This is a genomic window from Shewanella sp. 3_MG-2023, assembly GCF_030548765.1.
Classification (GTDB): Bacteria; Pseudomonadota; Gammaproteobacteria; order Enterobacterales; family Shewanellaceae; genus Shewanella.
The window spans coordinates 141,039-154,314 of record NZ_JAUOSH010000006.1 but is presented as its reverse complement, the minus strand read 5'-3'; the positions used below and the strand labels follow the sequence as shown (position 1 = coordinate 154,314).

Sequence of the window (13,276 nt, the reverse complement as noted above, 5' to 3'; positions counted from 1 at the left end):
TACCTGATAATTCGATCGATATAATAATGAGAAAGGAAGCGATTAATGAAAACGATTTCAAGTTTGTCCCTCGTGCCAGAGCAAACTGCCTTTGAAGTTAAAAAGCGTTATTCAAAAAGGCTTTCTATTCCCTATGTTGCCAAGCTAGCAGCAGTGTCTAGCTTAGCGTTTAGCGCAACCGCTTCTGCCTACGATTACTCACCGTTTAAGTTTCATGTATCGCGCACTTCAACTGAAGCGGCTCAAGTCGGCAGCTCAGATACCGAACTGCAACGTGATGTATGGCGCATGAAGCTGTCGGCATCGATGCCTATTGGCAAAGAGTGGTCTATCGGCGCCAATGTAGGTTATGACAACCTCGATTATGGCTTTAAAAATGTTGGCGCAGGCCTACTGCAAGGTAACGTTACCCCTTGGAGTTCCATCAATAAATACAGTGCCGGTTTATCTTTAAGTTATCGCCCTAATGCCCAGTGGATGTTTTTATTCGCACCGAAATTACAATATTCCTATGCTAATACGGCATCGTCTTCAGATGCGCAAAGTTATGGGGTTGTGGCTTCAGGTATGTACCGCTTTAAGTCAGGTAACATGCTTGGGGTTGGGGTGGCGTACTTAAATGATATCTCTGAAGTAAAAACCATTCCTTACCTAGCGGTAAAATGGAACATAACCGACAAACTGTCGTTAAGTAATCCATTCCAAGCAGGCTTTAGTGGCCCAGCAGGTTTGGAGCTATCTTATAAACTTGATGACAAATGGAATTTTGGTTTAGGGGCTTCAAGACGTACCGAGCGCTTTCTAGTGACTGATGCTGAGCAAACTATTGAAGTAGAAGAGTGGGTTAGTTTTATTCGTGCGGGCTGGAATATCAGCAAGAAAGTATCGATTAATGCCTATGGTGGTTACTTCTTTGCTGGTGAAATGGAGCTAAGTCAACCTAAGGTGTCTGATGATATTGAAAATCAAGCGGCAGCAGGTTTAGCCATTGATATGAAGTTTTAAGCTTTATTAACTAGCCTTTTGGCAAAGGTGTTACATAAAACTAGCTATAAAAGCGACCATCAGGTCGCTTTTTTGTGGCTGTGGATTAAGCGTTATTAACAGCGTTTATTTTGCCAACATGTTTTTGCGTAAGCTTTTTTGAGCAGGCTCATCGCCTAGCCAAATCTTGATTAACGCTTGTCTAAACGCTTCATTGGCAATTGTGGCTTGTTCTTGACCATTTTTAAAGCTGGTTACCCCAGCGTCTTTATGGGTGACAAAGGTAAATTGATCGCCTTTGCTGACTTCTTCGTTAAATAGTCCCATAAACGCATCAATACTGCTTTGAATGGATGCGCTATCGCCATTGGTGGCTGCATCAAAACCTTCGACAATGGCATCAGTCATTTTATCTGCGGTGATCATTCCAGAAGTGATATTGAGCCTAATCACTGATATCGGCTGGGCGATAACCGCATCTACATTGGTTGCAGGTGTTGCTAAGTACAAGCTGCCAACATATAAGTCCATAAAGAACTTGCTGCGCACCCCTGCGCCATTAAGGGCAAGCTGTTGCTCTGCAATCATCATATTATCCGCCAGCTCAACACCTGAAACGGTTTTAGCTTCAGCCATTTGTGGTAACACTAACGCAGCGGTGAGGGCAATTATTGAAAGTCGTTTCATGGGCAACTCATTTTATAAAGTGTGATTTATACGGGCTGTATGCTGATTTTGCACAACAAGACTACGAACGCGTTCCTAGCTTATATTGGCCATTTTGCTCGAACATAATGGCTTGTTTCTTTTTCGGGGCGATCAAAATTGGACCATCATCGAAAAACAAAAAGGCTTTCCAGTTTTGAGCAAACACTGCCCAGGTGGTTTCGATGATTTGGTATTTTTCATAACAGAAAAATACTTGGGTATCGTCACTCCAGTCAATAAACTCAGCAATCGGTTCTGGCAGGGTATTATCTTCAGAGTCCCATGCCGCTTGCCAGTGCTCGGTTTGCTTCCAAGCATCTTGCTTAGCGGCCCAGTCACCCTTAGAAAATAATTCAGCACGATTACACTTATTACTTATCCATTGATTCCAAACCATCATGGCACTTTTGTCCGTTAACGGTTTGATTAATGCTTTGTCTTCATCAGCAACAGGCAAATCTTTATGGTTAAAAATCCACTTGCGCTTATACACATCTAGCGGGATGTAAGTGTGTGCCAAAAATAGCTCCTAGGGTTTAAAGGGTAATTAAGTGGCCAATTATAACTTTTCGCTATAAATAGTGCTAGCTATTGCCTAGCTTTGGGATAAGAACACAGAGAAGGGCTTTATTGAGGCTGGCTTGTTTTGGGAACAGCCTGTATTGCATCGCTTGATATTGAAACAGGCAGATTGAAGCAGGCTCATTACACAAGCTTGCCAAGAGGGTTATCATGACTTCAGTGCGCCCAATACAGCGCACTGAGATCAGTTTTCCCTATAGCGGCTTATAATTTAAAACGGCGAATAAGAGAGTGAAATACCTTGATGGTTTTTTCTAACTCTTCACTGGCATTGAGTGACTTATTGGCCGCAGAGCCCGTATCTGTTGCCCCATCAGCAATTTCAATAATTTGCTGGTTGATGTGCTCTGCAACAGCGCTTTGCTCTTCAACTGCTGAGGACATTTGAAAGGTCATATCGGTAATATTCGTCACCGCACCTTTTATTTTTTCCAGTGATGAGCGAGTTTTCTCAACTACTTCAAGGCCATTTTTAGTGGCAATTTCACCTTGGTGTGACATATCAACAGCGGCATTAGTACGAGCCGACAACTGCTTAATGACACTGTGGATTTGGTCGGTTGATTCACGGGTTTTTAAGGCAAGGGCGCGCACTTCATCGGCGACAACACTGAAGCCACGGCCTTGCTCTCCAGCCCGAGCCGCTTCAATGGCAGCATTGAGAGCCAGTAAGTTGGTTTGTTCAGCAATGGAGGAAATTAAATTGGCCGCTTGACCGATTTCTTCAGTTGAGGTGGCTAACTCTTTAATCGTAATAGCAATGCTGTCAACCGCATGACTTAGCTGGTGGATTGAGCTTAGGGACTCATCGGCCAGCGCTGCGCCAGAATCAACAAAGCTAATGGCATTTTCTGCACTGTGAGAGTTTTCTTCAATTTTTTGGGCGACTTCTTGAATAGCTTGGGACATCTGGGTGATCGCTGAGGCAATTTGTTGAGTCGCTAAGCCTTGATGCTCTACCGCTGCTTGAGTCACTGACACTTGAGTTTTACTGATATTGGAAATTTTGTCTAAGCCACTAACTGACTCATCGATACGAGTTAATGCTGTGCGGCAGCGGGCTATTTCACTAATGAAAGCCATTTTAGCTTGGGCGCTGGTGCCAGTATCATCAAAGTAGGTTTGGGCAACAGTTTCATTGGCAAATGATTTAGGGCTAATTAATAGTAGTTTATTCCACTGACTAGCTTGTTGCTGCAAACTCCAGCCAAGGCTTACTAGTCCAGCGATTAAGCTGGCTGTAGCCGCGACGCTGTTACCTTGCCAAGCAAGCATTAAGGTGAGTATTAGTGAGGGCAGAATAATTGGTAATGCTTTAGTGAAGCCCAATTTTAGGCGACTGCGCAGCGATGATGCTGACTTGCCAGCATTGATGCGCGCATAAGCACTGCTCGCACGTAGTTTTTCATCGGGTTCAGCTTGCACACGTACCGACTCATAGCCCACCAGTTTATTACCATCATAAACTGGAGTGACAAAAGCACTCACCCAGTAATAGTCTCCATTTTTGCGGCGATTTTTTACCAGCCCCATCCATACCTTGCCAGACTTTAATGTCTGCCACATAGTTTCAAATACCGCTTTGGGCATATCTGGGTGGCGAACAAGGTTATGCGGCTGACCAATTAGCTCTTCTCGGCTATAGCCACTGGTGTCGATGAATGCTTGGTTACAGTGGGTAATAACCCCTTGTGGATCAGTGCTGGAAATTAATGCTTTATCAGGTGAGAACAGATATTCTTTATTACTTGTTATACGTGCTGTCATATTTTTTCTTATTATTTTGTGACTAAGATCAAGTAAACTTGAGTGGTGTGATTCTGACCTCACTTTAAGGTAAATGCAATTTAAGCAACAAATAATAACAGTGTAAATTCCGTAAGTTACGACGCTAAAATCGAGAAGGGATTTAAGGTGTATTAAAAGCAGCTATTAAAACAAGCGTTTAAATATTTTGATAACATTCAACGCGCGATTCAAATTGTTACATTTAACGTGGTAATATTTGGATTTTTTTAGCATTAGTTGCTGATTTTAAATACCTTACCTATCCCCAAAAATCATATTGTGAAGACAAAAAAGCCCTGATGTCGCGAGCTACATCAGGGCTTTGTTACTGTTATCAATAAATCAGCGGGCTAGTATTACAAACCGTTGATGTACTGATCAACCGTTGACTCTGGCACCATGGCGGCAAGTTCTGACTTAACGTTTTGATTGCCTTGTAGCAATTGCTCAAACTGTTTTATCAATGCCAGCTTGTCAGGTGAGACTCGACTGCCTGCACCAATGTTGGTTAAATCAATCATGAAGCCGTCAAATAAATCAGCTAAATCGTCAACGATATCCATGTTCAAGAATTGGTCTTGATTATAAATACTTGGGTAGCCAGCTTTTTGCTTATCAATGGCAAAAGAGTCACCTTTTAAGTTTTTAATGCTGGTGGATTTATCACAAGACAGCATACAACCATTATCAATTCGTGGTTTTTCACAGCCAACACTTTGTTGGAAGAAGCATTGTCTGCTGGCCATTAACAAAATTGGATGATAAATGCTGTAAAGCATTTTAAAGTCTTTAGGTCGGGCTAATTGCTTCATTTGTTGGCGGTTAATTTCATTTGAAATAAACGCACCGCTACAATCAAAGCCTTCTTTTAAGGCTAATAAAGCGTATGAGTTGGTGGTATTTAAAAATGGTCCAGCAATCCATTTAACACCTAGCTTTTGGGCGTGATAAGCAATACCTGTATTGTTAGTTACGATAAGCTCAGGTTTTACTTGTTGTAAAATATTAAGCGCTGCATCGTAATCTTTACCAATCAATACTGGCGGGAACCATGGAATTAAGCGTGGGTTTTGCTTGAAGAATTCCACATATTTAGTGCAGCCACGTTTATAGGCATCTGGCAGTTTGAAATAAATATCAGCATCGGTTGCTTGGGCTAGTGCCACATCCGCTTCATCACAAATCAAAATAGATAACTGTGGCTGGGCTGTTTCAGCGTCAGCTTTTACTGCCACTTTAGGGTGGCGTTCAAGTTTTGGTAACTCAACCGTTGGGATCACTTCAATGCCATCGTTTAAATAAGCTAACAGCTGATTTTTAAGGGTGGTGATCTCGCGATATGGAATACTTAAGCCATCTGCTAAACCACTGCAATCTAAGCTGATTAATTCATAATTGGCGTTATTGATATTTTTAAAACGCTTTTCAATGGCTTCTTGGTCAACACTGAGTTTTTCGCTTGGCAGCATACTACTGCTTGAATGCAGCACTAAGGTTTGCTGCTCTGCCGAGGCCAGTTTACTGCTCATTTGTTCAGTGGTAACAGTCAGGCTTAAGGGCTGACCTTGTTCACTGGCAAAGGCCAATGATAGCTTGATTTTCTCAATACTTAAGTGGGCAATTTTATCATCCACAGAGGCATTAATTTGCTGCTTATCGATTTGCAATTGCTGCTGGGCATCGTGGATTTGCACCACTGAAATCGACTCACCTTTTTCTGCTTTTAATTGGTCAACCAAATGATTTTTAGAGTTATCCCGTGGGTTATCAATAAACATTGATTGGTTTAAATCGCCGCGTAAAAAGGCGTTGGTAAAGTCGCGGTTAAATACTTTATATAAGCGCTCGCCATCTTGGGTCAATTCACCTGTTTCAACATAGCCATCAATTTGCTTACGGAAACTATCAATCACAGTATGTACGTAACTGGCACCTTTAATACGGCCTTCAACTTTAAATGAATACACTCCAGCTTCAATTAACGCCGGTAGGTCAAAAAAGGCGGAGTTATCTTTAATGTTTAGCGGAAAATTATTACCTGATTCAGTGGTTTCATACTCTTCACGACAAGCTTGGCTACAGCGGCCTCGGTTACCTGAGTTACCCGCGCTGGCTGAGGTTGAGTAACATAAACCTGAAAACGCCACACATAATGAGCCATGGACAAACACTTCAAGGAGCATGTCATGCTCGCGGCCAACTTCTGCAAGGGTAGTGATTTCACGTAAGTTTAATTCACGAGATAAGTTCACCCGCTCTGCGCCTAAATGCTTTAAAAACGGGATTTGGCCTGCATTGTGGGTAGTTAACTGGGTTGAAGCGTGAATAGCTAAAGTCGGAAAATGTTTTCTCAGTACATACAGTAAGCCCAAATCTTGCACAATAACGCCGTCTAAGGTGGTATTTACCAACTTATTAAGTAACTTCATTAAGGTTTTAAATTCTTGCTCAAGAATAACGATATTCAAGGTTAAGAAGATTTCGCAGTCGTACTGATGGGCAAGTCGAATGATCCCAACCAATTGGTCAAAAGAAATATTAGCAGCGCGATTACGAGCGTTAAAGGTATCTAAGCCGCAATAAACAGCATCTGCACCAGCAATAATTGCGGCTTTAATCGCCTCGACATCACCGCCAGGGGCTAATAATTCAATCTTAGGTTTCATGTTTTAGACTTGCTCCGTTAATTTTAATGCAGGGATGTTACCCGTATATTTTACTAATGAATATGGTTAAAGTAGATAATTAATTAGCCAGTGTGCATATATGTAGTTGGGATTAACATATAACAATGAATAAAATCATAGATTTACCTGTACTCTATTCTCTAAGGAATTGCCCCTTTGCCATGCGAGCAAGAATTGCCATTTATAAGTCAAATCAGCCTATTTGGCTTAGAGATATTGTATTAAGTGACAAACCCGCTGAAATGTTAGCTGCTTCCCCTAAGGCCACAGTGCCGGTGATCGTGACCCCAAAAGGGCAGGTGATAGAAGAAAGTTATGAAGTGATGTTGTGGGCATTAAGCCAAAGCGATCCTGATGATTTACTGTTTGCCACTGACGCCGCTAAATTTGATTCGATGCTTGCGCTTATCTATCGTTTTGATAGTGAATTTAAGTCCTGCCTTGAAAACTACAAATGCGCCAAACGCTATAGCGAATCAAATATTGTGGAATGTCGTCTGGCCTGTGAAGTCTACCTACAACAACTTGAGCTGTTGTTATCCGAGCATGAATTTTTGTTTGCGGATCGTGAGAGTTTAGCTGATATCGCATTGTTACCTTTTATCAGGCAATTTGCCCGAGTAGAGCGGCAATGGTATTTGCAGTCGCCATATCCACATGTAAGAGCATGGCTTAATGCTTATCTGCAAAGCAAAATGTTCAGTAAAGTGATGACTAAATATCCTCTATGGCTTGAAAGCCGACAAGATGTAATATTTCCTGATTAACACTTTTAGCTGCTATTGAGCGCATAGTTAAAAACAAAAAGTTAAAACAAAAAGCCCGCAAATGCGGGCTTTATCTGTAGTTAACACAAGTGCTTAAAGCACTCATGTTAAACCAGTTGAGCTAATATAAGTGCTAATTAAAGCGCTACGTTAATCCACACTAAACGGTGGTCTGAAGACAGCCACTTTCCGCCGCCCTTACTTTTACCTGTACCAACACGTTCGTCATTCATCATCAAACGACCTTCTTCAAAAGTCGCCGGCCAGAACACCCCTGAGTCAGTGACATTTAAATCACTTGATGGAATAACATGGTCTAAGCGTAAACCTGAAGTACTGGTTACCGCATCTGGGTATTTAGTGTCCCAGTTTTCAGGTTTACATTCGCCGTTAGACAAACACTCTGGTCCGCCTAAGCTACTTGGTGCGTAAATTCCGTGAGTAGCAAGTTGGTTAACTTGATCGCTATACATTAAGTCTTTAATGGTATCTAAATAGCCGTCACCGCTTTCAGGATCGGCATTTAGATCACCTAAGATAACGAATGAGGCGTCATCTTTAAGGCCACCTTTTTCGCCTTCGTCATCATAAATGTAACTACCATCTCCAGAGGTGTAATCGTCCCAGAACTTAATCTCAGCGCGGTTAAGTGATTTATTGTTATCCGTCAGCGTGTCAAAAACAGGTGGTGTTGGATGAGACAGTAATAAGTGAATCACTTTGTCGCCATCTGCTGTAGGAATAATAATAGGCGCATCAACGTGGTTTTTTGATGACAAAGGTTTGTCAGCCCAAGCTTCAGCAGTGTACCACTCATCGCCACAAGCCATTCCTTCCGGAATTGGATTGTTTTCATCGTCACAATTAATAATTGTTGGGTTAGTTTCACCAGGCATATCCTTCCATTTAAAATCTTGGAATGTGCGGATATTATCTGTATCAATTGGGTATTGAGACAGTAAGCTGAATGCATATTGACCGTGGTATAAACCGAAGCCCCAGGCGTCATTAGGTAGCGCTATTTTGCCATCACGGTTTAAATCGTGACCACTTAATAGACCTGTGTTTGTAGCGAAGTTTTCAAAGTAACCAAATTGAATAGGCTCAAGCGCTTTGAACTCTTCTGCTGTAGAGCCATTGGCATTTTGTGGTACTGAAAGGTAGTTTAAGCGGAAACCTTGAATCGCTTGCTGGTCTTCTGCTGTGCCGTCATTGTTGAACTCGCCCATCCATAAAACTGCTGGACGTTCTGTTTGGATAATGGCTGCAACATTACGGATTTGAATGACTTTTTCAGCTAAAACGAGTTCATCTTCAGCAAGTGTGCCTGCAAACCATTTCTCCATGAGTTCATCTTGTGCTGCAACGGTAAGCGTCATCTCTGCTACAAGATCTGTGAAAGTGCTTCTGTCAAAAGATAAGTTATAAGCACCGATACGAACATCTGTGGTTTCAGGTGTAGGCTCGCCTGGGTAGTAATTATTAGTTTCGTCATTACAACCAGCAAGTAAAGCAACACTCACTGCCATGGCAGCCGCTGTTTTTAACACTTTCATTTTAAACCCCATTATTATAAAAATATGCCTCCTTTTTTGGAAGCTAAGGGATTTTAAACACCTGAAAAGCTGGCTAACAAGTATAAATTGAAGTTGTGACTAGCTTGTTGCCGCAGGGCTTTTTATTTTAAAGTTACGTTTCGCGCTTGGTGTTATTGTGTTTTTGTTTGGTTGTATTTGTTGGGGTTTATCAGCAGTAACTAAACTGATACATACTGACATTAGCTTTTAGTATGCTAGCGTATAAGCGAAACAAAGCGCTTTAATGAAAACTACTTTCACTTTTAGATGCTGACTTTAAAACCCAATGAGCTGCTAATTAATATTTTTTAGTTTATGTGACAATAAATAATGTAAATTTCCGGCTGCTTATTCAGCAGCGCGAACGATTTAATTAATGATTTTAGGTTGCACCATCAAGTGCCTGTCATTTCCCTATTTTGTAAAACATATAAAGAGGTAAATCATGAGTCGCTTGTTTTCTTCTGATAGCAAACAACAACATCAGAGCCAGCTAGATAGTAAGTTGCCAGATGCTAGTAACAAAGTGCCTTTAGGGAAAAAGATCTTCGGCTGGTTAAAGCAAATCGTCATACTGATTGTGTTCGTGATGGTCATTACGGGTTTAATGGATTTATGGCGCGGCAAAGACATTCAGCATGATAACTTACCTGAATTACAGGGAGTAACCCTTAATGGTGAAAGGGTCGATGTATTGGCGATTAGCCAAGATAAGCCGGTGTTGGTGTATTTTTGGGGAAGCTGGTGCCCAATATGCCGCACAGTAAGCCCAGCCGTTGAAACCATGTCGGCTTATTATCCGGTGATCAGCGTGGCAATGGCGTCAGGCAACAATCATGAAATACAAGCTTACCTTGATGATAAAGGCTATAGCTTTGAAGTGATAAACGATCAGCAAAGTGAACTCAGCAATGACTGGTCGGTACAAGTCGCGCCAACCATTATGGTATTTAATAAAGGTAAACTCACATCCTATACAACAGGGATGACTAGCGTAGTGGGCCTGTGGTGGCGCATGCTGCTGGCATAATTTAGTTGTTGATAGCTAATCAGTTGTAGATAGTTAATCGGTTGTAAATAGTAAAAGCTCCCAAAGCAAAAGGTTCGAGAGCTTTTATTATGATATTTAAAACGAGTTAACAGAGATCTTTTATGGTGGTAGAGCTACCATTATCCATCACTGAACGAATACCATTATCTCGTGATGCGACACTGGCATACATCTGACTGGTACCAATAATTTGATGATTAGCCGCTTTAAGGTTGAAATAGGGCTTATCATTTTTAGCGGTTTCTTTAGTGAATTTATCTTCGCTTTGAGAATTGACTTGCACCGAGGCGATACCATTATTAGCGCCACTTTTAGCGGCATATAGCTCACTGGTCAGTATCACCTCGCCATTGCCAGCCTTTAATGCAAACTTGAACTGACCATTATTGCCTTTGCTTAACTCGAACCATCCAGACATAACACGCTCCTAATTACAGTGCTTATAGTGCTTATAGTGCATATAGTTAGTGCATACCAAAAATGGTATGCACTATGTTTTATGAAATTAAGTCTAGTAAAAAGAACGTTTAGCGGTAGCAACTTTAGTTTGAGATTTAGGTAAGGGAACTGAGTAAGCGGCGGATATCGTAAGTGGGGTAAGCAAGAGGCTAGTTGATTCACTGAGTCGTTATAATGCGGGGGATAAGGTTTTATTGGATGAGCAAAACGACCTGTAGCTGACAGGGTCATCGCTTTCTGTCGTGAGGCTGAGCAGAGGTCTAAACAAGAGTTACAACAGTCAGTGCCACTACAGCTTTCGAGGAAGTTAACAGCCAACTTATTCCCTTAATGACTCTGGCTGCTAGTTAGCACGACAAGCTTGAGGTGTATTCATGTGATGATTGAGAAACATAATTAGCAACACATTAGCAAGTGCGAATGTGGTTAATATCCCTTATGTTAGTTTTTTACTAAGGAAGCTAACCCTTTAAGGATTACCATGAATAAAACCCTCATCGCATCATTATTAGTCACTGCCACAAGCCTGTGTACTTTTTCATCTATTGCAGCACTTACCCCCTTTCAAAAAGATGTCCTCAAAGTGATGAAAATGGAGCATCGTACTGAAGCTGATAAGGAACGCGATGATAACCGAGTGCCATATCAGGCTTTAGCGTTTTTCGGCTTAGAAAAAGATATGAAAGTGATAGAGTTTGCGCCAGGAAATGGTTGGTATAGCAAAATTCTCGCACCACTGCTTAAGGATGATGGCGAGCTACATCTGGCGTATAAAAAAGAATGGTTAGAGGGAATGAATGACACGCTAGCGATTGATGTCATGAGCAAAGCTAAGAAGCTGCCGATTGAACTTGATTGGAACCCAGAGGCGCGAAGCTACAAATTAGGTACGATTGATTTTGGTATGACTGACGCTGATATGATGCTGAGTATTCGTGAATATCATAACTTTAACCTTGAGGATAAAACCAAATTAAACAAAGCCACATTTGATGCATTAAAGCCTGGTGGGACTTACGTCATTGTCGATCACTCTCGTCGTCATATGATGCCAGAAACGGATGAAATGCGTCGCCGTGAAGATCCCATCGATGTCATTTTAGAAGTTCAAGCTGCAGGATTTGTATTAGAAAAATCATCAAAGATGTTTTATCGACCTGATGATGAGCTACGTTATGAAGTGGGTCGCAAATCGGTGACAGGTAATACCGATAGATTCACCTTGGTGTTTAAGAAACCTAAATAAATTATTCAAGTTAGATTGACGAAGCCTAAATAGTACTTGAAGTCAGTTTTTTGCTTTCAGAAAGTGTATTAAGTCTTTAATTAAAGATCCAATACAGAACTTCGATGATTAGTCATCATGTCAACGATTTGACGCTTGATTTTTTGAAGCTATAAAATTGCTTTTTACTAATAAATTACATTTAAATTAAATGAAATATTCAATTTTTAGACTAGTACGATCAATGTCTCATAAATAAAAAAAATATTTTAAGTCTATAAATTTTAAGATTTTTATAAACCTATATCGTAAGCTGCATTATGCTTGGTAATATACAGTATTTTCAATATAATAGATTGAAAGAATTTTTGGTGTGATTTTTGCTTTGTTTGTGTTCAGTTGTAAACTTAAAGTGAAATATTAAGAATTAATACAATAATAACTTGGAGAGTACATGTTTGATAATCAATCTATTCTGATAACAGGCGGTACTGGCTCGTTTGGACAGAAATATACCAAAACTATTTTAGAGCGCTATAAGCCTAAAAGGTTAATTATTCTGTCGAGGGATGAGCTTAAGCAATACGAGATGCAACAGGTATATAACGACCCTTGTATGCGATATTTCTTAGGCGACGTACGCGATGCAGATCGGATGATGCAAGCTTTTAAAGATGTTGATTATGTTATTCATGCAGCAGCAATCAAACAAGTTCCCGCAGCTGAATACAATCCAATGGAATGCATTAAAACCAATATTCATGGTGCAGAAAATGTCATTAAAGCTGCTATCGCAAATAACGTTAAGCGCGTCATCGCACTTTCTACTGATAAAGCTGCTAATCCGATCAACCTGTATGGCGCAACAAAGCTTGCGTCAGATAAATTATTTGTAGCAGGCAATAACATTGTCGGTGAAGGGCGTACACGTTTTTCTGCGGTACGTTACGGCAACGTAGTCGGTTCACGTGGCTCAGTAGTACCATTTTTTAAATCACTTATTGAGAATGGTAAAACCACACTTCCAATCACACATCCCGATATGACTCGATTTTGGATTACTCTCCAAGACGGCGTTGATTTTGTGCTGAAAAACTTCTCTAGAATGCAAGGTGGTGAGATTTTTGTACCTAAAATTCCTTCAGTACGCATTACTGATTTGGCAGAAGCCTGTGCTCCAGGAATGAAACAGGAGATTGTCGGTATTAGACCTGGCGAAAAAATGCATGAAATCATGTGTCCAGGTGATGACTCACACCATACTATCGAATTTGATGATCATTTTGTCATTACACCAAGTATTGCATTTTTTGGTAAAGACCATGATTACTATACGAATAAACTAGGTGAATCAGGTGAACTCGTGCAGTTAGGATTTGAATATCACTCAGGAAATAATCCAGACTTTCTATCCGTAGAACAAATAAAACAACTTGAGGATAATTAGT

The 13,276-nt window shown here is 40.8% G+C and carries 11 protein-coding genes; 5 read left to right on the top strand and 6 right to left on the bottom strand.

All coding sequences use genetic code 11. The features are described from left to right. Positions 1-45: 45 nt before the first annotated feature. On the top strand, positions 46-1,005 hold the full coding sequence (locus Q4591_RS05435; protein ID WP_303459815.1) for a DUF6268 family outer membrane beta-barrel protein: 960 nt from the start codon (positions 46-48) through the stop codon (positions 1,003-1,005). A 105-nt stretch (positions 1,006-1,110) separates the two neighbouring features. Here the strand turns inward: Q4591_RS05435 and Q4591_RS05430 are convergent, their stop codons facing one another. From Q4591_RS05430 to Q4591_RS05415, 4 genes are all read right to left on the bottom strand, one after another. Beyond that, a complete protein-coding gene (locus tag Q4591_RS05430) occupies positions 1,111-1,671 on the bottom strand; it encodes a chalcone isomerase family protein (protein ID WP_303459813.1) in 561 nt (186 codons plus the stop codon). Between the two features lie 61 nt (positions 1,672-1,732). After that, complete coding sequence (locus tag Q4591_RS05425) at positions 1,733-2,212, bottom strand: DUF2947 domain-containing protein (protein WP_102475418.1); 480 nt, start codon at positions 2,210-2,212, stop codon at positions 1,733-1,735. A 266-nt stretch (positions 2,213-2,478) separates the two neighbouring features. Further along, positions 2,479-4,041 (bottom strand): PAS domain-containing methyl-accepting chemotaxis protein, encoded by a 1,563-nt coding sequence (locus tag Q4591_RS05420; RefSeq protein WP_102519875.1) that lies wholly within the window; start codon positions 4,039-4,041, stop codon positions 2,479-2,481. 377 nt (positions 4,042-4,418) lie between these two features. Beyond that, a complete protein-coding gene (locus Q4591_RS05415) occupies positions 4,419-6,728 on the bottom strand; it encodes a peptidase U32 family protein (RefSeq protein WP_303459810.1) in 2,310 nt (769 codons plus the stop codon). A 125-nt stretch (positions 6,729-6,853) separates the two neighbouring features. Between Q4591_RS05415 and Q4591_RS05410 the strand changes: the two genes are divergently transcribed. Continuing rightward, positions 6,854-7,516, top strand: coding sequence for a glutathione S-transferase (locus Q4591_RS05410; protein ID WP_303459809.1), 663 nt, complete (start codon positions 6,854-6,856; stop codon positions 7,514-7,516). Positions 7,517-7,653: 137 nt separating this feature from the next. Here Q4591_RS05410 and Q4591_RS05405 read toward each other — a convergent pair whose 3' ends face one another. Next, positions 7,654-9,072, bottom strand: a complete 1,419-nt coding sequence (locus Q4591_RS05405; RefSeq protein WP_303459807.1) for an endonuclease/exonuclease/phosphatase family protein — start codon at positions 9,070-9,072, stop codon at positions 7,654-7,656. A 466-nt stretch (positions 9,073-9,538) separates the two neighbouring features. Here Q4591_RS05405 and Q4591_RS05400 point away from each other — a divergent pair, with 466 nt between their 5' ends. Continuing rightward, positions 9,539-10,123 carry a protein disulfide oxidoreductase gene (locus Q4591_RS05400; protein WP_368501203.1) on the top strand — a complete coding sequence of 195 codons (585 nt, stop codon included), beginning with the start codon at positions 9,539-9,541 and terminating at the stop codon, positions 10,121-10,123. A 106-nt stretch (positions 10,124-10,229) separates the two neighbouring features. Here Q4591_RS05400 and Q4591_RS05395 read toward each other — a convergent pair whose 3' ends face one another. After that, positions 10,230-10,562, bottom strand: a complete 333-nt coding sequence (locus tag Q4591_RS05395; RefSeq protein WP_102438708.1) for a YegP family protein — start codon at positions 10,560-10,562, stop codon at positions 10,230-10,232. Positions 10,563-11,084: 522 nt separating this feature from the next. On the opposite strand from Q4591_RS05395, the gene Q4591_RS05390 reads away from it, so the two are divergent. Together Q4591_RS05390 and pseB are read left to right on the top strand one after the other, a co-directional pair. Continuing rightward, entirely contained in the window at positions 11,085-11,849 is a 765-nt protein-coding gene (locus tag Q4591_RS05390; RefSeq protein WP_303459805.1) for a class I SAM-dependent methyltransferase, read from the top strand. A gap of 433 nt (positions 11,850-12,282) precedes the next feature. Continuing rightward, the gene (gene pseB, locus Q4591_RS05385; protein WP_303459803.1) at positions 12,283-13,275 is read left to right on the top strand and encodes a UDP-N-acetylglucosamine 4,6-dehydratase (inverting); all 993 of its coding nucleotides are present in this window, start codon (positions 12,283-12,285) and stop codon (positions 13,273-13,275) included. Position 13,276 lies beyond the last annotated feature (1 nt).

Bases quoted from the DNA above. Each gene is read 5' to 3' on its own strand.
- Q4591_RS05390 (WP_303459805.1), top strand. From the start codon at position 11,085: ATGAATAAAACCCTCATCGCATCATTATTAGTCACTGCCACAAGCCTG.
- Q4591_RS05410 (WP_303459809.1), top strand. From the start codon at position 6,854: ATGAATAAAATCATAGATTTACCTGTACTCTATTCTCTAAGGAATTGC.
- Q4591_RS05415 (WP_303459810.1), bottom strand. From the start codon at position 6,728: ATGAAACCTAAGATTGAATTATTAGCCCCTGGCGGTGATGTCGAGGCG.
- Q4591_RS05435 (WP_303459815.1), top strand. From the start codon at position 46: ATGAAAACGATTTCAAGTTTGTCCCTCGTGCCAGAGCAAACTGCCTTT.
- Q4591_RS05395 (WP_102438708.1), bottom strand. From the start codon at position 10,562: ATGTCTGGATGGTTCGAGTTAAGCAAAGGCAATAATGGTCAGTTCAAG.
- pseB (WP_303459803.1), top strand. From the start codon at position 12,283: ATGTTTGATAATCAATCTATTCTGATAACAGGCGGTACTGGCTCGTTT.
- Q4591_RS05430 (WP_303459813.1), bottom strand. From the start codon at position 1,671: ATGAAACGACTTTCAATAATTGCCCTCACCGCTGCGTTAGTGTTACCA.
- Q4591_RS05420 (WP_102519875.1), bottom strand. From the start codon at position 4,041: ATGACAGCACGTATAACAAGTAATAAAGAATATCTGTTCTCACCTGAT.
- Q4591_RS05405 (WP_303459807.1), bottom strand. From the start codon at position 9,072: ATGAAAGTGTTAAAAACAGCGGCTGCCATGGCAGTGAGTGTTGCTTTA.
- Q4591_RS05400 (WP_368501203.1), top strand. From the start codon at position 9,539: ATGAGTCGCTTGTTTTCTTCTGATAGCAAACAACAACATCAGAGCCAG.